Below are 18,970 nucleotides of genomic sequence, written 5' to 3'. Positions count from 1 at the left end.
TTTATGAAACACGTTTCATAAAACTTCCTCCAAACAGCCTAACAATGAGGTTTTGATAGGATTCTACCAACTATTTTTCAGTATTATGCCTTTTTTTATAATGAGTCTGCTATATTAATGGAAACATCGGAAAACATGGTCAAATTATCTGCTATAAAACTTTTATTGAACAAAATTTAAATAGGCTCTTAAATCTTCCTAATAGTTAAAATTATTTAGAAATAAACAAAGTTCATTTAGTTTAAGAAAATTAAGATTAAAAATATCTTTTATAATTAATGTCAGTATTTACACTGCATTCTGTTTTCTTTCATAAAATAATGAAATTGCGACCATTGCTATATAAAATAGAAAAAGGAAAATGATTTCTTTCGCAACTCCTACAATTCCGCTGTTTCTTAAAATAATATCATAATAAGCATTTAATCCCCAGTTCATCGGAGAGAATTTGGCGATGGTCTGCATAAATTCAGGCATTAAAAATACGGGAACCCAGATTCCGCCGACTGCTGCTAAAACCACCACCGAAGTCGCACCAAACGGAGCAGACTGTTCCTGCGTATTGGCAACCGTTCCTAAAAGTACACCAAATCCGATGGCTGCCAAACCTGCAAAAATGGTCACGACAATAAGCGGAAACATTTTTCCGGTAACGTCAAATTGCGGAAGATCCATGTATGGGAAAAGATAAATTCCCACTGCAACCATTAGCAAAAATTGGATCACACAGATGATGAGATAGGTAAATGTTTTTCCTAAAATATGAACGAAATACGGAGTAGGGCTGATTCTCGCTCTTACACTTGTTCCCTGGCTTTTTTCTTTCACAAGGTTAATAGACAAAGGAACGACAATGAAGAATATCGCAAACAGCGCCCAAGCCGGAACGTTATGCTGAACGGAATTCGGCATGATGTCTGTTTTTCCTTTTTTCGGAGTGATTTCTTTAAAGCTGATTAAATTTTTAGTTTTTCCGAGATCTTCTGTAGTTCCCAACTGATCCTGAAAGGCTTTGTAGATCTTTTTGTTCTCAATTTCAAAAACCATTTTGTTGACGGCAGTCATCACATTGTTTTTGAACCCGATATTGGTTGCCGGATCAAAGTACAGATGAATATCATCAGATTTAACGGGACTTTCCTTCACAGATGTCGAGTCATTCTCAAGCCCAAATGAACTGACGATTGCCTGAACTTTAGATTCTACATTGGAATTGATATTCTTCGTTAAATTTTTAGGAATAACGATGGCCATCTGATAATCTCCTCCGAAAACGGCTTTTTCGGCAGATTCTTCCGTAAAATTGGTAAGAAGCTCGAAGGTTTTACCATTCTCGAATTCTTTTTTGATGTTTTGTGAAATCTCAGATTTGTCGTTATCAATAAAAATAATCGGAATTTTTGTGCCTTCGAGATTTTTAAAGGTAGAATCCTGAATTAAAGTAATGGTGATAATCAGCAGCAAAGGCATCACAAAAATGATGACAATTCCTCCGATATCTCTTTTCAGCAAAAGAATCTCCTTGATGAAACTCCGCCACAATTTATACAACAACATCTCGTAATTCTTTTCCGGTTAATGATATAAAAACGTCTTCTAAATTTTCTGCATTGGAAATCTTACTGATTAATTCTTCAGGTGTTCCGACAGCATGGATTTTACCATGATCGATGATGGCAATTTTGGTACAGAATTCTTCCGCTTCCGAAAGGTGATGGGAAGTGTAGATAATGCACGTTCCTTTTTTATTTAAATCCAAAAGATAATCGATAATCGCTTTTTTAGACTGAACATCCACACCAACAGTAGGTTCATCCAAAAATAAAACTTTCGGGTTGTGAAGAGTTCCTGCAATCAGATTACAGCGGCGCTTCATTCCTCCGGAAAACTGTTCTACTTTTTTGTCTGCAAATTTCGATAAACCCATGATTTCCAGAGATTCAGTGATCGAATTCTTTAAATTTTTGTGACTCAACCCATAAAGGCTTCCGAAAAACATTAAATTTTCTCTTGCTGTTAAAGTCGGGTACAAAGCATATTCCTGAGGAACAATTCCAATGATTTGTCTCAGTCTGAAACCGTTTTTCTGGGGCGAAAGTCCGTCAATTGTAAAATGTCCGGAAGTCGGTTTTATCAATCCGGAAAGCATGGAAATCAACGTTGTCTTTCCGGCTCCGTTAGGTCCGAGAATTCCGTAGATTTCGTTTTTGGCAATACTCAGCGAAATATCGTTTACAGAAAAGTCTTCTGCATTTTTATATTTTTTGTAGAGATTTTTTATTTCTATGAAGTGTTCCACGTTATATTGCTTTTCTAAGTTTTTTATAAAAAGCTTCTTCCAGATCGGCAATGTGAAGCATTGATTTTGATAATTGGTTATAAATATCGCTTTTAGAGTTTCTGTTTTTGTACACTCTTGCAATATCCACGGCAAAATCTCTCCACAGATCACCAATTGCCGTAATTTCTTTAGAAAGTTCTCTTAATTCATCATTTTTAAGAATAACGGCTGCTTCCTGTAGAAATGCACCGTAAATAAACCTGAATCCGCCACCGCCGGTTCCGATTTCTTCCTGCATTCTGATCAGTTGTCCCAGATAATGATTGGTGGTTTTTGTACCTTTTTTAGCTGCCCATTTCGGAATGCTTCTTGCAACCCATCTCATGGCTTTCACCCCGATAATAGGAACCGGAGCCAGCATATTTTTACAGGTATCTTTGATTCCTTTTTTGATGGCTTCTTCCAGATTTACATGATCCGGAATGTGAGTAGGGTAATACATATGACCTTTCGGCGGAAGTGCTCCTTTGGCGTATCTCACTTTTTCCAGTTCGGCTTCAGTAAGGGTTGTGGTGTAATCCATCACAGGATCGCTGATCAGGAATTTTCCGTCTTCTTTTCCGTAAACCACGAGATTGTGAGCATTGAAATGGAATTTATATTCTTCGGGAAAATAAGTAAGGTTAAAAACACCGACCTGCAAACCTGTCGGAATATTATTGTTGAGATTTCTTTCCAAAGCTTTTTGTGCTTCGGCAGGATTGGAGAATTTTTCTCTTTTGATCTTAATTCCAAGTCTTTTTGCGGCTTTGCTGAAAATGGCTCCCGGCATCGGACGATAGCTGAAACCCGGTGCAAAATTAACTTTCAGGAAAGGTAAATACACGAAAAATAATCCGGAACCGATTCCGAAGATCATAGGCTCGCTGAGCTTCAGTCCTTTATTCAATAATAAATTGGAGGCAACACCGTTTTCGCAATGGGCAGTCTGGTGATGTTCAAAATTAAGTTCCATTCGTTTCTTGTCTTTTTATCGAGGGGAAATGCTTGATTTTCATGTTGTAGAGTTTCTCTTTCTGTCAGAATAACAGTCGGAGGAATTTTCTCTTTTAATCAATTGTCTACCCTTTGAAATTTTTTAGTTCATCCACCGAAATACCGAAAGCATCGGCATATTTTTTCAGTACGGAATCGCTTAGTGTTTTAAATATTTTTGGTTTTCCGTGTCTTTTTACACGCCACTGCCACATTCCGACATAGGCTGCAAGAACCTGCAGATCCATTTTATTCAGCTCCATGAAATAGACAATCGGGCTTGCTGTATTGTTAGCAACATTTTGTCTTGCTTCTTCAATTCTTTCATTAATTAAAGCTAAAGATTCGTCCAAAGCAGCTTTTTTAGCTTCCCAGCCGGTACTGTTTGCGGTGGTGTAGTTGTTATTTTCATCTGTAACGTACAAAACCTCAGTCATATTCGCTGACTTTAAGTTGCTTTCGTCTTGTGGAAGGTCTTGTTTTTTCATCTGAAATTAATATTGAAAGATGGTTTAAATAGTTCGCTAAGATAATAAAAATGTGCAACATAGTATCATTTGTTTTTAGAGGGTCTTACAGGTGTTTACTGGTTATAAATCACCCCAAATCGTTATTTCTCTGTTTTATTTTCGAGCTTACATTTGTTATGATCTTAAGAAATAATAACCATAAAATCTATATCATGATAAAAAAACATTTTTTAAAAGAAATTGAAATTTCAGGAACGCAGTCAAGAGGAGCTGAAAATTCCTCAAAAGAAGTATCGAAGATACAAAGCTGGCTTAATCTTTACGCTTTTTTAAATCCTTCAAAAGGAACTTCAACCGGGATTGATGGTGATTTCGGACCGGCTACAGAAAAAGCGGTGAAGAATTACCAAAAGGCAAACGGACTTACTGAAAATGGCATTGTAACTCAGGAGCTTTTCCGGAAAATGGCAGATCCTATGATTAAAGCTTTTACCCAGCCTGTTGAGGGAACAGGATTAAGGGAATTGGTCGTGAATGCCGCAAAACAGCATCTTGTTGCCGGATCACGGGAACTTACCATAAAAGGGGAAGGAAACAGAGGTCCTTGGGTAAGAGCTTATATGGATGGGAGCGAGGGAAAGGATCAGCTTTGGTGTATGGGATTTGTGCAGACGATTTTAGATCAGGCAACAAGTCAGATAGGAGGCAGTTTTACCAATATTGTGAAAAGAAGCTTCAGTTGCGATACGGTAGCTGGTGAAGCGCAGAAAAGAGACAATTTTATTGGTTATACTTTGGTGAGAAATCGTGTATATCATGTTCAGCCGGGTGATATTTTTCTTTTGCAGAGCAGTACAAACAGCCACGACTGGGTTCATACAGGAATTGTTGTTGAAAGTAACGGAGATGTTTTTGAAACCATCGAAGGAAATACCAATGCAGACGGAAGTGAAAACGGCTATGGCGTATTGCGGAGAACCAGAAATTTTATGAAATCTAAACTGGATATCATCAGAATTGATTAATCAGGAGAGGGATTAAAAACAAAGAAGCTGATCTTTTGGAACAGCTTCTTTGTTTATTTATGATTTCACTTCCTGAATAAATAGAGTAATTTCAGCTCTTATCAGCAGTTCATCATCATTGAATGTCTCACAAAAAATCTGACAGATATTTTCAAACTGTGAAACCAATGAGGCTTTTGAAATAATTTTGTTGCCGACTTTGGGCAAAGTAAATATTTCAATTTTCTTGATGTTGGTAATGAAGCCAATTACTTTTGTTTCTGTTTCCGGATTTTCAAAAAAGCTCTGTCCTAAAATTGAGGAGCAGGTTTGAGCTGCATTTTCTATGAGTCCAGCTTCAACGAATACATTATCGTGAGCAAAAATATTGTCTTCTTTTATTTCAAAGGAAGTAATCACTTTTTCTTTCGTCAATTCCAGAATGTAATCTGTCATCAGCATCGGTTCGCGATGCGGGAGAAAGTTGTGGATATTGATGATGTTTTCTTCCTTAATTTTCATTGAAATTTCTATTTTATTTTACCAGACCTCATAGGTTTCAAAAACCTATGAGGTCTATCTAAGTATAATTACATTACAACCGTTTTCATTTGAGATTTTGCAATAACCTCATCGTTCAGCTTGGTTACAATATCGACTAAAGTTACGCCCATCATTTCATTGATGATGGAAACTTCGGAAGTCAAGGTATCGCCCAATTTAGGTAAAGTATACGCTTCAAAGGTTTTAATGGCTCCGATATATCCTGTGGGAGCTTCTTTTCCTAAAAGGTAAAATTTATAACCGGTGTGTAAAGCTACACTCTGTGCCTGATGTTCTATCAAACCTGAAGCCTGAAAAATTCCGTTCTGAACAAAAATATTGTCTTCTTTAATTTCAAAACCTGAAATCAGGTGGCTTTCGGAATATTCTGAAATGCTGTTCACCATAACGAAAGGAAATCTTTGCGGAATTAAGCTTTCCACAAAGTCCTGATCGGAGGTTGGTAGTCTGTTTTCCATTAGCAAACCGTTAGCAAAGCACAGGAATAAGCAAATCTTCCGCTTTCAGGAACACAAAGCAATACTTTTTCTCCTTTTTTCAGCTTTCCGGAATTCATTAATTCTTCTAAAGCGATGAAGATAGAACCTGCTCCGATGTTTCCTACTTCAGAAAGGTTGTAATACCATTTTTCCCAAGGGAAATCCAATCCTACATTGGCAAATTCTTCTTTAAGCCCTTCTTTAAAGTATCCTGAAGAAATATGCGCCAAAACATGGTCGACTGATTCCGGATCAAGTTCATGCTTATCAAAAGATGATCTTAAGCTTTCAGCACCTTTTACCAGAATATATTTATCTAAAATTTTCGTGTCTTGTTTCAATGCAAAAATAGACTGTTTCAGCCATTCGTCGGACGGGTAATCTGCCCATGATTTCAGGCTTCCGTCTTCCTGCTTTTCGCATCCTGCGTACATACAGGCTTCGATCTCGTGTGCGTAAGAATAGAAATCAATCCATTCTACTTTAAGATTCGTAGCGTTTTCTCTTGGTTTGTTTTCAAGTAAAAAAGCGCCTGCTCCGTCGGAAAGCATCCATCTTAAAAATTCTCTTTTGAAAGCAATGATGGGTCTTTCTTCCAGTAAAGCCAGATTTTCTGCTTCATGGTTGAATTTATCCGCCGTCATCCATGCAGACATTCTCTCGGAACCTGCGCAGACTGCTTTATCCTGAACTCCTGCTTTTACAGAAAGGAATCCGTAGTTCAAAGCATTCATTCCGGAGTTGCACAATCCGGTTGCGGTATTTATTTCGATAGATTTTCCGATGTTCAGTTCACCGTGTACCATGGATGCGTGAGAAGGCTGAAGCTGATCCGGAGAAGTAGTTCCCACAGACAATAGTTTCATGTCTTCCTTTTTGAAGTTTTCATCAAAAAGTCCTTCAATGGCTTTTGCCGTAATCTGGGCATTGGTATGTGTAGGATTTCCTTCTTTATCTAACGCGTAGTATCTTGTCGTAATTTTGTTATTTCTTAAAATAAGAGCTTTCGCTTTAGATTTTGCACCGTTTATATAACCAAGATACGTTTCCATTTCATCATTAGAAACCGGCTCATTGGGTAGGTATTTTGATGCTTTTGTTATAAATACGTCGTACATTCTATTTTAAATTAATTCCTTGTAAATATTCTCTTTGTTTCTTTCTTTTAAACCAGAAAACAGGTGTTGTTAATAAGTGTAAAACCAATACGATAGGTGAAATGATCCATATCGCAGCCATCAAATATACCTTAAAGAATTTAATAAGCAATAGTCGTTTTTCTTTTTTCTTCATGATAAGGTTTGACCAGATGGTGAAAATTTTGTTTCCCACTTTCTCTACCCTTACCAGAAAAGCGCGGATTTCCACCGCTCCGTTTTTCACCAGATCAGGCTGTAAAGTATCCAGATCATTTCTGCTGAAATGTTTTTCAATAATTTCCCCGTATTTTACAGAACCTTTTATTTCTTCATCCGAAACTCCTGCTGCAGGAAGAATTCCCGATTTTTCTTTTTTTCCGGTGGTCATCCAGCGAAGAATCGTAAGAACACTGGTGTAATTGTCGTGTCGGTCTACCAAAGCGATGTTTCCTAATAATTTCGCATTCAGTTTTTTTAAATATACTTTCAGTTTTTCCTGAGAATACATCCACATATTTCTCGTTGCCGAAACGGTAACAACCGGAGTGTCTTTCAGGATATTTTCTGCAAAACCACTTTTCAGGAATGAAATGATCGGGATGGACGGCGTTAAATACCAAACCTGATAACCAAAGATAATCAAATCAAACTTTTTGTTAACCACTTCTTCCGGCGGCGGCAGAATTTCACTCGGGATCTGCAGGTAAGATTCCGGAAAGGTGTTGAAGAATACATCATTCGGCCACGGAAAAGGGAAGTCTTTTTTCAGCGTAATGTTGTAGTACGTAACATTGTACTCCTCCTTTTTGGCTTCAAAAGGGCGGGCAATATTTTTTACAATATCGGTAAGCTGTCCGGTTTGTGAATAATATATAACGAGTATATCTTTTTGCATGGGTTCTCCTTAATCGTTTACAAAAATATGCTTTTCATATTTATTTTTCAGAACGAAATACTTTTAAAGCTTCTGAACTGAATTTCAGTGTATAATTATTATTTTCCGGTAACGTATTTTTCACATTCATAAAAATGATGGTTTCAGGAAGATTTTCCATTCGGTCTGCTTTGAAGTTTTTATCCGAAACCAGAAGAACGTCTATCTTTTTATCAATTTCCGTACTGTTTTTTATGTATTTAATTTTCCTTCTTTTTACCAAATAAATCTGTTCGGCGATTTGTCTTTTTTCTTCATCTTTCATTAAACTGAAGATTTTTCGGCTCGCCTGCTGAAGCGTGAGTAAAACATCTTTCTGCCCGAAATCATCTGCAATATGCAGAATATTGGCATCTTTCGGGATATGTTTATTCAGTTCAAAATAAACCGATTTATTTTTGTTAAAATCTTCTTTTACTTCCTGTACGACTTCGTTATCTTTATACAGATAGCTCAGGAAGAGTTTTTTCTTAAAATAATTTTCATCCTCCAGCTCACTTCGTAACTTCGCAAACTGTTCCCTGAAAAAAGCATTGATCTTTTTTGTTCTTTCGGAATAATTTTTCCCGAAGCGTTCATCATTTTTATCAATTCTGTCGCCCACTTTTACAGTAATTGAACCGTCATAGATAATAAAGTCTCCTTTCGGCTGTACTTCAGAGTTTCCATGAATGTAAACCGGAACCACATCCAGTCCGAATTCTTCTGCGATATAAAAAGCTCCTTTGTGAAATCTTTTGATATCGTTGGTATAAGACCGTTCTGCTTCCGGAAAAACAACCAGAGAATAACCCTGATCTACTTTTTCTCTCAGCTTTTCCATTCCGTTTTCAATACCCTGAGAAACGGGATAAAATCCTAATGCTCTCACAATCTTTCCGAAAACAGGAGAGTTGTACACCCAGTCATTCACCAGATAAATGATTTTATGTGTTATCATGGCTAGAGCCAATGTATCCAGAAACGAAGTGTGATTGGCTATAATGACTGCGGGTCTGCTGAAATCTTCATTCGGGTTTTTAATGAGCTTTTTCTTTACAAATGGATTCGTATAAAGGACAGAAGTTAAAAACTTCGCTAAAATTAATTTAATAAAGTTCAGCGTTTTGCCTTTTGATTGCTTCACAAAGATGCTTCCGATGGCGGAAAACAGCAATCCTCCTAATCCGTAATACAGAAAAGACAATACTGCATTGAAAAATAACCTGAAGGTAACCGGAGAAAGTCCTTTTTTAGCCCTGTTCGTAATCAGCAAACGGAACCAGAACGGATATAAGGTTGAGGTGATGATGATCACGGAGAACATCCCGATTAAAGCCACCAAAGCTAATGAATGCAAAGCAGGATGTTTGGCGAAAATTAATGAACCGATGGATAAAATGGTCGTGAAAACCGCCAGAATAATGGATGTTCTGTAGGTAGGAAGCTCGTTTTTTCCGGTAGTGTGCTCTTTCTGCATTGCCTGGGTAAGGAAAATACTGAAATCGTCGCCGACTCCGAAAACCAGAGTACAGACAACGGTGCTGAAAATATTCAGTTCCAGACCTAAAAAGTAAAGAATTCCCGCTGTAACCACTCCCGTTAAAACAATCGGAAACATCGTAAGAACCGTTAATTCAAAATTACGGAAAAACACAATAATCGTTAAAATAATTGCCAAAAGGGAATAATTGATTAACGTGTTAAAATCATTTTTTAGCAAACCTAAAAAGTTTTCGTTCATCTGTTGACGGTCGATTGCCAAAGCATCATGCTTTTTTTCAACGTCTTTAATGAAGGCATCTCTTTTCTTTTCGTCTACTTTTACGACATTGGAAACTGTGTAAAAATTGTTTTCCTGACTCAGAAATTCAGAGATCTGAAGGGCTTTTACTTTTTCGTAGTCTTTTAAAGTTAACGTGAGTAGTTTTTATTTAAATTTTCATTGAACTGATCAAAGGCGGAACTGTTAAATCCGAATTGATTTCCGTTTTTAATTAATTCAGAAACGGTTTGATTCTTTTTATTTTCATCCCAGAATTTTTTCCAGTTTTCAATTCTTTGCTGCTGATCTTTTTCAGAAAGAACCACATTCCCGAGAGAATTGTAGCTTAAAATTTTTCCTTCTTTTTTTTCTTTTTCTAAAAATTGGCTCAGCTCAGAATTTCTCGATAAAGCCTGTTCTTCGGAATCGCCGTAAGAAATCGTGTAGATGGATTTTGACGTAATATCGGATAACTTCTGAAGTTTTGCTTCGCTTATTTTTAAATCTTTCGGAATATAATTCAGATCGCCAATGTCTTCGTTAAAACCTACTTTCCTGAATCCGAAAAGACACGCAATGATAATAACCGAACATATAATAATTAAAGGTTTGTTTTTCTCATACGGATACGAACCGATTTTATCGATGAAATTTGCATTGACTGCTTTTTCTTTTTTCTTCGGATGATACAATTGCGGAATGATAATTAAAGCCGTAACGGAAGATAAAATAACCGTTATGGCAGCGAAAAGTCCCAGATCTTTCAATGCTTCCGAACGTACAAAAACAAGGCATAAAAAAGAAACCGCCGTTGTTGCGCTGCTTAAAACAATTGGCTGGGTAATTTCTTTGTAAAGCTCTTCAATATTGTTGTTATGCTTGTAATGCGTCAGAATGTGAAGGGCGTAATCAATGGTGATTCCTATCAAAATGGCTCCCACGCTCAGAGAAATTGCCGAAATTTTATCTTTAATGAAGTATAAAATCAAAAGAGCGAGTAAAACCGAAAAAACCGTCGGAAGAAATACAATAATCGGCGTAAAAACATTCCTGAAATAATAAATAAGAATCAGAAGAAGCACAGTCATTGAAATAATAACCGTATTCTGAATGTCTTTTTTGATCTGCTGTGCATTCGCAACCGCAATAACAGGCGAACCGAAATAGCTGATTTCTGTTTTTCCTCTGAATTTTGCGTTGAGGTTTTCTTTGATGGTATTTAACTGATTAACAAATGCTTCGTTGTTTTTGGTGTCGTTGCTTTTGTTTTTGGGATCGATGAAAAGCAGCAGGTTTTTTCCGTCTTTGGTTACGATATAATTGTCTTCCAGCTTAAAATCTTTGCTGATGTTTAAAGCGTTGAGTTTTTTGATTCCCAGAAAAGTAATTCCGAGCGGATCTTTTTTAATGAATTCTTTGGTAACAAGACTGGTGGGCGAAACCAGAGAAACGTAGTTGTTTTCTACCTGTTTGGCAATGCTGTCTTTCTGAAGTTTTCTCTCAATTTCTTTGTAATCGTTTTCATTCAGAAATAAAGGCAGATTCTGATTGACGAAATCAAAGGTTTCCGAAATTTCACTGTCATTTACTTTCCCCTGAACCGAACCGATGTATTTTTGCAGGGGTTCAATTTCATGTAAAAAAGCATCGGCAGTCTCCGAAAGCTGAAAATTTTCTTCCTTGGATCTGTTTTCGATAATCACAATGATCTTGTCTGAAAAATTAAGCTGTTTCAGAACTTTTGCGGTAAGATCAGATTTTTCGTTTTTAGGAATGATCTGATTGATGTCTTCCTCAAAATTGATCTTCGATGCGAAAAACAAGCATAAAACGGCAATTCCGACCGAAAAAAATACGGACAGAAGTTTGTTTTTAGAGATCAGATAATATAAAAATATGAAAAAACGATGCATTACATTATAAAAATCAGGTTTGCAAATTTAAATTTTTCGGGGGGAGTTCAAAATTTTTTATCATAAGTTTTATCTGAAAATCAATAAAATATTTAGTAAAAATGAAAAAAAAATATACTTTTGCAAAAGTTCCCAACTGATGAAGCCTGTTTTAAAACAAAAATTGACTAAGTCTTAAACTTAGGTTTTGATATGTTTAAACTATTTGATGAAAAAATAAACGGATTTTTATTTATTATAATCTTTCCTTTCCTTCTCTTTTTCATGTCCTATTACGGATTTGAGACTTCTTATGTTGTAGGAATTAAAACCTGGGAAAAAGCGCCGGATTTTATGTTTTCGTCTGTGTATGCATACCGTGTAATCCCGAATTACCTGAGTGTTCATGTAACTGAAATAATGACTTTTGTGGTGGATAACTATCTTCCTTTTGCAAGAAGTTTTCTTTTGAAGCAGGGTTCGCTGTTTTATCACAGTACATTTTTAATTAATGTTTTCTTTTTTCTGCTGACCTCATTTGTTCTGAATAAAATTTTAGAACTAAAACCGATAGAAATTCTATCAAACCGGAAAATCAGAAGAATGGTTCATCTTATTGCGGTATTTTTTATCGTTATTCTTCAGTATGTTCCAACCAATTGCGATTGTATTGCTTTGTTTTTCTATGTTTTAGGGATGTTTTTAATACTAAAATATTTACAGCATAAAAAACCTACGGATTTATTGGGATTAAGCATCGTTATATTTATTTCGACTTTCGTGCGGGAAACTGCCTGTCTTAATATCGCTTTCTTTGCAGCGGTTTTTATTGATTTTGAGAATCTGAAGAACAGGAATTTCACTTTCATAAAAGAAACTTTTTTGCTGGTGATTGCGTTTGTGCTTCCATATATTGCTTTGAGGCTTGTTATTCCGCAGAAAGCTTCTTTTGTGGAGGGAATTTATTTAGTTAAGAATTTTACAAGTCCGTATAATCTTGCCGGACTTTTATTCGGAATTTTAGGGATTTATTTCAGTTATGGTTTTTCTGATGAGACCGGAAAAACAATGATGAAAAAATATTTGTTTTTTGCGCTGCCGTATCTTTTAATGATTACTTTAGTAGGGCTTTTCTGGGAAACCAGATTGTTTATGCCTTTGCTGATTACGGGAATCGTGACGGCTTCTTATCAGTTTAAAAATAGTTTACCGGAAAGATGAGTTTACTGCATCCATATTATATTATTGCCATTATCTATATGCTGATTTTCAGCTATCAGGAAGTTTTTCATGGTAAAGTTGAAAAAAAATGGCTTTGGTTCTTGGGGATCTATCTCATGATTATTGCAGGGCTTCGCGATCAGGTCGGTCCGGATTATGGGAGTTACCGTGGAATTTACGTGTATTCCGACACTAAGGATTATATCTCGCTCATTATGAAAGGTTTCGGAATGAAGGGGCCTCAACCGATCGAAGTGGAATGGCTTTATGTACTCATTAATAAAATTTTACTGAATGTTTTTAATGCACCGTTTTATATTCTCACCTTTGTAATAGCTATTCTTGCGATTTATTTTAAGGTAGAATATACAGATGATAATACGTTTTATCCCTTTACCTTTATGCTTTTCATGTTCATTCCCGGATTTTTTATCGGGGAAAGCGGACAGATCCGGCAGAATCTCGCTTCGTTTATCGCCTATTTCGGAATAAAATATATTAAAGAAAGGAAACTTCTTGCTTATCTTCTCTGTATTTATCTTGCAGCAGGAGTTCATACCGTTTGTTATGTATTTGTCCCGATGTACTGGTTGGTAAGAATACCGCTGAACAGATTTGTAATGCTTTTTATGATTATTACTTCTGTCTTCCTGTCACCATTTGAAGTCTATCGTGTTTTTGGAGATTTTATGACGGATATTGCCGCAGACAGTACACTTTCTATTGGTTTTAACGGATATATGGATGAAACGGTGCAAAGATTGAACGGAGCCATCGGAATTCCTGAAGTAATGATGGCAATCCTCACCTTCTTCCTTTTTGCTTTTGATGAAAAAATGAAAGAAAAATTTCCTTACTACGAATACCATCGTGCGTATGTTGTAATCGGGGTTTGTTTTTATTTCATTTTCAGGGATAATCCTATTTTCTCTTCGCGCCTTGCGGGAGCTTTTATTGGTTTTGCCTATATTATTATTCCGAATGCGATGTATGTGGTTTCTTCGAACTCGAAAAAGATGATCTATTCTTTTATCATTGCTCTTACTGTTTTCAACTTTGTTGTGTTCTCAAGCTTTAAAAATATTGTGAACGGAAGATTTACGTGGGATTTGTATGAGAATCATTTATTGCCTTAAAAGAGCTTATAACAACCATCAATAAATGAAGACAATACTGAAGAGTGTTGTCTTTTTTATTTCAATATCTCTCAAATTATCAGGGTATTAAAATTAATTCGATGCATAATTTATTGTAAAAAGATTAGAGAAAATAATGTATTTTCGCAGAACCTGAGTTTGAAAATGATATATTGACATCTATAATGATTAATTGTGGAGTATTGTTTTATTAATTCCTTTTATTGTGAAGTTATTTATAAAATAAATCGATTTTCTTTAACAAGGGTTTAAATGTTGTATTGTGTTAACAACAGCATAAAATCAAGGACATGAAAAAATCGTTTACCAATTTCGCAGCACTTTTAAGTTGCCTGTTTGCGCATGAAATATACGCCAAAGAAAGTTTTAAGATAAATAAGTCTGATGATTGGGCAACATCAGAAAAAATACATTCCGGACACTCAGATTCATTGGTGGAATCATTGCATAAAGACCGTTTTCCCCATGCTCATAACGGAAAGTTATTAGCTCCGGACTGGACGAAAGCTCCCAACAGTTATATTTTTGATCCCAGCCAAAACAGCAACGGTATTTACATTCCCGTTAGAAAAGCATATGCGATGTGGGCGAAGGATAGATTATTGGGAGGTGCAGGAATTCCTGCCGGTAAAGTAACCGCAGATGTTCTTTGGGAAGATGTTCACGGCTTAATAAAATCTGATGTTGGTTACCGGCTTGAAGTTACAGATTTCGGCGAAAATGCCAAAATTAAAGTTCCTGTAAACAAATCTAAAAAAGGAAATGCGGTCATTGCTTTCAGGGTAGACGGAGAAGTCTACTGGTCGTGGCACGTTTGGGTAACGGATGATCCTTCCAACGGCTCCACTTATAAAAGTTACTCCAATGTGAAAAGACAAAAAGCAGACGGAACTATTGAAGCTATTCCCGATGAAGAATGGGGATGGATGGATAGAAATCTCGGTGCTGTAAGCAGTTCCATTACAGCAAACGACTGGAACAGAAACGGAGGACTGCTTTATCAGTGGGGAAGAAAAGATCCCATTCCGCCATTGGTTTACAGAGGAAATGATTTCTATGAAGTTTCAGGCTCAATAGGAAGAATTAGACACCGCGGCGCAAAAAACTTCACCGGAGCTGCTAATTTCGATAATTTAAGAAAATTTGTCCTGCTTTCCAACGCTACGGTTTCCAATAACCTGAAACTTTCGGTAAAAAATCCTTTAAGTTTAATCTATGTAAATAAAGACGACAATTCTGGCATTGCTTATTATAACAACAATGCAAATCTGATGGTAAACTGGTTTGGGAAAATGCCGGGCTTGAATGACAGTCAGCTTCCGGAACTTAATTTCTGGTCAGATAACTCTCAAGGAAAAGTTACTTCAGGATATAATGCTGATGCCGCAGCGCAGCCTTACCGTAACAAATCTTCCTATGATCCATGTCCGAACGGATGGCGCGTTCCATCCGCATTAGTTGCCAATCTGGCTTCTCCTACTTATGTTGATGATATTCGGGTAGATTTTTCTCCGTTTGGCGTAAGAACAAATATGTCTAAAAATGTTTTTGAAGCCAATAATTATCATAAAATAAAGCCTACGGATTCAGGGACGCCAAGTTTTATGACCAATTTTAAGCTGTATCCTAATTTCGGTTTTGATCTTTCGAATGCAGGAGGTTTAAATATGGGAATTTTTCCCGGTACAGGAGCTATTGTTCTGAATGCGCATCAAGGACAGTTTACGGATCAGCATCAGACAACGCTGTGGACGGCAACTATGGCGAGACATTTTGATACAACGCCTTCTGTAGGAGCCAGAACATTGTTTTTAATTCCGGACAAAATGCAGCCGGATATTCCTGATTCCGGTTATCCTGACGTGAAGGGGAGATACTGGTATTTTCCGCTTGCCGGAAATTCTACAACGGATGCCGCAGGCTGCAGATGTATAAAAGATCCTCTGTATGTCGTAAACGAATATGATTTCCCTACAGAATATATTGTTTCCGAAACCGAATATCGGGAAGGAATCAACAATCCGAATACGTATCAGGTCGTAAAAAATACTTCGGCTTTTACCGTGGAAATTCCTGTAAGCAAGGCATTTTCTGTACAAAGTCAGCTTCTGAATAACAAAGATATTTTAAACTCAGTTAATTTTAATAATCTTAAAGCCAATGTTCTGTGGACAACCAATACAGGTTTAGTGAATAATGTTACCATTGTTAATCCTTCACCGGCTTCTCTGGGAGCAATTTCTTCCTCTAAAATTGCAGTTACCATTAATCCTAACCAAAGCGGAAATGCGGTCGTTACTTTACATAACGGAAGCATCACAAATCCTGTGTATTGGTCTTGGCATATCTGGGTAACCGATACAGCTATTGGTTCTTATAATTATACAACCGAACTTCCTATAACTTCTGTAACGAACTATGTGAATTATGTCCCGAAGGCAGATAATGTTTTTCAGACAGAATTTATGGACAGAAATCTTGGCGCGACCGATGCCTTTCCTGTTGTAGCGAATCCGTTAACGCCAACTGCAGCAGAACTGGCAAAAATTAAAGCTTCCACAGGACTGCATTATCAGTGGGGAAGAAAAGATCCGTTGCCGATCTTTCAGTATGCAGACGACAGAACGTCTCATCCTGTTTATCTTGGAAATACCGCAAACGGAGTTTTAACCTACACAACACTTTCTGCGGCTTCCTACAACGATCTCGCCGGAAATTATATTGTACCTTACAACACCTACACCAATTCGGCAAACGCCAATGTTTCGGCTGCTGATAAAATTTCAGATAAAGTTTCAAAAGTATTGTCGTATTCTGTTAAAAATCCTTTGGTTTATATGATTCCGAGTGCATTTGCACCTTATAACAGCACAACTCCGGTTTACACAAACGGAACCGACTGGCTTGCCAATGAGCCGAATCTTGCACCTGAACGATGGGGAAGAGGAGGCAAAAAATCTCCGTTTGATCCTTGTCCGGAAGGATGGAGAATTCCTGATCTTACCGGAGTCATGATATCAACAGGGCAGGATTTCGGGTTTACGCCTTGGTATAAAAAAGATAAGAATGCAGCCACTTCATACAGCATCATTACAGATTATCTGGGACAGAGAGTGCGAAGAAGTGCTTCGGCGAGTTATACCATCGGATATATGTTTAATGATTCGTCTTACAAAACCGGGAACTATCCGAATTCCGGATCGCGTGGTTTCAGAAGTGTAACGGCAAACCAAACGGCAACAGGAACTTATAATTTCATCAATTATCAGTATCCCGGAGTGTGGACTGCTGCTTTGAATTCAAATTATATCGGAAGACCGGTTAATATTTTATTTGATGCCGCTTCTACCGCCAACCGAATGATCGCTTTTCATGATAACAACGATCCGTATTTCGGGATGAGCTGCCGTTGTGTAAAAATTAAATATGATGCCGAAGGAAATGAAGAAGGGGTAATTCCTAAGCTTCAGATTACATCTTTACCGGCTTCAAAACCTTCTGCACTTTTAAGTAAGAATGATGTTCAGGCAATGAAGGAAGATAAAATTTCATTCTTTCCGAATCCTGTAAAAGAGGAACTGTACATCAAAACACCGGATAACCGAGAAGGATATTATTATCAGATTTACAATATGTCCGGACAACTGGTAAAATCCGGAAAATTCGAAGGCGGGAAAACCAATCTCTCGTTATTGATTACCGGAACCTATTTGCTGAGAATCAACGATTCAAAAGAAATTGTAAAAATCATTAAGGAATAATTGATATAAAATAGCAACCCGAAGAGAAATAAAACCGTAATTAAGTTAAAATCATTATTTTTGAGTCTTAAATAATGAAAACAAACTGAAAGCTGTTTTGTTTCTCTTTTTTTGTTCCAAATTTTTCAAAACACATTATGAGGCTAGAAAAAGTCGTATCGAATTTCAATATTAAAATTGGTATCTATTTTTTAATTGCAGTTACGGCTGTTTATACGCTTGTATTTACTTATTATTACAATTTTAAGGACGACGGATATATTCTTGGAGACTGGCTCATCAATTATCAGGATGGAGGATTTAAAAGGAGAGGTCTTTCCGGAAGTTTCTTTTTCCTGTTGCAGGATCTTACAGGATTGCGGTTAAATTATCTGGTCTATTTCGTACAATTTTTACTTATTTCCGGATTTTTCTGGCTGTATACCAAACTCATCCGGTATAAAGCAACCGATTTGCTTTATTTTTCACTTTTAGTGTCTTCCATTGGTTTTGTGGGGCTTTTAAACACGGTAACCTATGTCGGAAAAAAAGAATTTATTGTTTTTCTTTTATTTGCATGGTTTACCTACCTATTAGATAACGATAAACTGTCGAAGAACAAAGAATATTTTTTCTGTATTGCACTTTTCATAACGACCTTTCTGCACGAAGTTGTTTTATTTTACGTCCCGTACTTTGCGATTGCTTTATATCTGAAAACAGGAAAATTTGAATTTAAAAGATATCTCAAATATTTTCTCTCCGTCGGAATTCCTACGCTTTTAATCCTGGCTTTTGGTAAAAATGTAAACGAAGGAAGATCTCTTCAGATTCTTTGTGAAAGAGGAGTTCATCCTACCTACGGAATTTTTTACTGGAACATCAATGAAAGAGATTATATCAGACAGCACAGTAATGAATATATACTGTATTTTCTGAGTTTAGCACTAAGTATTTTTCATATAGGCTATTATTTAAAATTTCTAAACAACCGAAAGATTTTATCTATATTATTAATCGGAGCCTTTTTGTTTTCATTTCCCCTGTTTTATCTTGCTATTGATTGGGGAAGATGGATGTATATTCATATGATGTTGATGATCGTCCTTTTCGCTTTGCTGTTAAGGAAGGAGCACAGTATTTATGCTTTCGAACCGATTGTTATTAACCGTAAATTTTACATCACGCTTTTCATTATTATTTTCTCATTATTATATAGAGTAGAGATGTCCGGAAAGGGCTTTACTTTCGAAGGAATTATCTACAGAGTCTTCGTTGCGCCGCTTGAATTATTAAATAAAATGTAATTC

At 36.6% G+C, this 18,970-nt stretch carries 15 protein-coding genes; 5 read left to right on the top strand and 10 right to left on the bottom strand.

What is annotated here, in order from left to right:
* Positions 1–288 precede the first annotated feature (288 nt).
* From H6W53_RS12080 to H6W53_RS12065, 4 genes are all read right to left on the bottom strand, one after another.
* Positions 289–1,557: an ABC transporter permease gene (locus H6W53_RS12080; protein WP_185207116.1), complete on the bottom strand. Its 1,269-nt coding sequence runs from the start codon at positions 1,555–1,557 to the stop codon at positions 289–291.
* Positions 1,544–2,299, bottom strand: a complete 756-nt coding sequence (locus tag H6W53_RS12075; RefSeq protein ID WP_185207114.1) for an ABC transporter ATP-binding protein — start codon at positions 2,297–2,299, stop codon at positions 1,544–1,546. Before H6W53_RS12075 ends, H6W53_RS12080 begins: the two co-directional genes overlap by 14 nt.
* Before the next feature lies 1 nt (position 2,300).
* The gene (locus H6W53_RS12070) at positions 2,301–3,296 is read right to left on the bottom strand and encodes a BtrH N-terminal domain-containing protein (RefSeq protein ID WP_185207112.1); all 996 of its coding nucleotides are present in this window, start codon (positions 3,294–3,296) and stop codon (positions 2,301–2,303) included.
* Between the two features lie 106 nt (positions 3,297–3,402).
* On the bottom strand, positions 3,403–3,804 hold the full coding sequence (locus H6W53_RS12065) for a hypothetical protein (RefSeq protein WP_076396310.1): 402 nt from the start codon (positions 3,802–3,804) through the stop codon (positions 3,403–3,405).
* A gap of 194 nt (positions 3,805–3,998) precedes the next feature.
* Here H6W53_RS12065 and H6W53_RS12060 point away from each other — a divergent pair, with 194 nt between their 5' ends.
* A complete protein-coding gene (locus H6W53_RS12060) occupies positions 3,999–4,811 on the top strand; it encodes a peptidoglycan-binding domain-containing protein (RefSeq protein ID WP_185207110.1) in 813 nt (270 codons plus the stop codon).
* Positions 4,812–4,868: 57 nt separating this feature from the next.
* On the opposite strand, the gene H6W53_RS12055 is transcribed toward H6W53_RS12060, so the two are convergent.
* From H6W53_RS12055 to H6W53_RS21525, 6 genes are all read right to left on the bottom strand, one after another.
* Positions 4,869–5,312 carry an ABC transporter permease gene (locus H6W53_RS12055; protein WP_116099676.1) on the bottom strand — a complete coding sequence of 148 codons (444 nt, stop codon included), beginning with the start codon at positions 5,310–5,312 and terminating at the stop codon, positions 4,869–4,871.
* Between the two features lie 68 nt (positions 5,313–5,380).
* The gene (locus tag H6W53_RS12050; protein WP_185207108.1) at positions 5,381–5,812 is read right to left on the bottom strand and encodes a hypothetical protein; all 432 of its coding nucleotides are present in this window, start codon (positions 5,810–5,812) and stop codon (positions 5,381–5,383) included.
* A complete protein-coding gene (locus H6W53_RS12045; RefSeq protein ID WP_185207106.1) occupies positions 5,812–6,951 on the bottom strand; it encodes a beta-ketoacyl-ACP synthase III in 1,140 nt (379 codons plus the stop codon). The genes H6W53_RS12050 and H6W53_RS12045 overlap by 1 nt, the downstream gene beginning before the upstream one ends.
* A gap of 1 nt (position 6,952) precedes the next feature.
* Positions 6,953–7,867 carry a dialkylrecorsinol condensing enzyme DarA gene (locus tag H6W53_RS12040; RefSeq protein ID WP_185207104.1) on the bottom strand — a complete coding sequence of 305 codons (915 nt, stop codon included), beginning with the start codon at positions 7,865–7,867 and terminating at the stop codon, positions 6,953–6,955.
* 40 nt (positions 7,868–7,907) lie between these two features.
* A complete protein-coding gene (locus H6W53_RS21530; protein ID WP_228457792.1) occupies positions 7,908–9,650 on the bottom strand; it encodes a lysophospholipid acyltransferase family protein in 1,743 nt (580 codons plus the stop codon).
* A 149-nt stretch (positions 9,651–9,799) separates the two neighbouring features.
* Entirely contained in the window at positions 9,800–11,563 is a 1,764-nt protein-coding gene (locus tag H6W53_RS21525) for an MMPL family transporter (protein ID WP_228457791.1), read from the bottom strand.
* A gap of 192 nt (positions 11,564–11,755) precedes the next feature.
* Here H6W53_RS21525 and H6W53_RS12030 point away from each other — a divergent pair, with 192 nt between their 5' ends.
* From H6W53_RS12030 to H6W53_RS12015, 4 genes are all read left to right on the top strand, one after another.
* Complete coding sequence (locus H6W53_RS12030) at positions 11,756–12,763, top strand: hypothetical protein (RefSeq protein ID WP_185207102.1); 1,008 nt, start codon at positions 11,756–11,758, stop codon at positions 12,761–12,763.
* Complete coding sequence (locus H6W53_RS12025; protein ID WP_116099670.1) at positions 12,760–13,899, top strand: EpsG family protein; 1,140 nt, start codon at positions 12,760–12,762, stop codon at positions 13,897–13,899. The genes H6W53_RS12030 and H6W53_RS12025 overlap by 4 nt, the downstream gene beginning before the upstream one ends.
* A 311-nt stretch (positions 13,900–14,210) precedes the next feature.
* Positions 14,211–17,681: a T9SS type A sorting domain-containing protein gene (locus H6W53_RS12020; protein WP_185207100.1), complete on the top strand. Its 3,471-nt coding sequence runs from the start codon at positions 14,211–14,213 to the stop codon at positions 17,679–17,681.
* Between the two features lie 137 nt (positions 17,682–17,818).
* A complete protein-coding gene (locus H6W53_RS12015; protein WP_185207098.1) occupies positions 17,819–18,967 on the top strand; it encodes a hypothetical protein in 1,149 nt (382 codons plus the stop codon).
* The last annotated feature ends 3 nt before the right edge of the window (positions 18,968–18,970 follow it).

This window comes from Chryseobacterium sp. C3 (genome assembly GCF_014218905.1).
GTDB classification, from domain to species: domain Bacteria; phylum Bacteroidota; class Bacteroidia; order Flavobacteriales; family Weeksellaceae; genus Chryseobacterium; species Chryseobacterium mucoviscidosis.
This window is presented reverse-complemented; position numbering and strand designations above follow the sequence as displayed.

Coding starts and splice junctions, on each gene's coding strand:
- H6W53_RS12080 (WP_185207116.1), bottom strand. CDS start 1,557: ATGTTGTTGTATAAATTGTGGCGGAGTTTCATCAAGGAGATTCTTTTG.
- H6W53_RS12070 (WP_185207112.1), bottom strand. CDS start 3,296: ATGGAACTTAATTTTGAACATCACCAGACTGCCCATTGCGAAAACGGT.
- H6W53_RS12065 (WP_076396310.1), bottom strand. CDS start 3,804: ATGAAAAAACAAGACCTTCCACAAGACGAAAGCAACTTAAAGTCAGCG.
- H6W53_RS12060 (WP_185207110.1), top strand. CDS start 3,999: ATGATAAAAAAACATTTTTTAAAAGAAATTGAAATTTCAGGAACGCAG.
- H6W53_RS12055 (WP_116099676.1), bottom strand. CDS start 5,312: ATGAAAATTAAGGAAGAAAACATCATCAATATCCACAACTTTCTCCCG.
- H6W53_RS12050 (WP_185207108.1), bottom strand. CDS start 5,812: ATGGAAAACAGACTACCAACCTCCGATCAGGACTTTGTGGAAAGCTTA.
- H6W53_RS12045 (WP_185207106.1), bottom strand. CDS start 6,951: ATGTACGACGTATTTATAACAAAAGCATCAAAATACCTACCCAATGAG.
- H6W53_RS12040 (WP_185207104.1), bottom strand. CDS start 7,867: ATGCAAAAAGATATACTCGTTATATATTATTCACAAACCGGACAGCTT.
- H6W53_RS21525 (WP_228457791.1), bottom strand. CDS start 11,563: ATGCATCGTTTTTTCATATTTTTATATTATCTGATCTCTAAAAACAAA.
- H6W53_RS12030 (WP_185207102.1), top strand. CDS start 11,756: ATGTTTAAACTATTTGATGAAAAAATAAACGGATTTTTATTTATTATA.
- H6W53_RS12025 (WP_116099670.1), top strand. CDS start 12,760: ATGAGTTTACTGCATCCATATTATATTATTGCCATTATCTATATGCTG.
- H6W53_RS12020 (WP_185207100.1), top strand. CDS start 14,211: ATGAAAAAATCGTTTACCAATTTCGCAGCACTTTTAAGTTGCCTGTTT.
- H6W53_RS12015 (WP_185207098.1), top strand. CDS start 17,819: ATGAGGCTAGAAAAAGTCGTATCGAATTTCAATATTAAAATTGGTATC.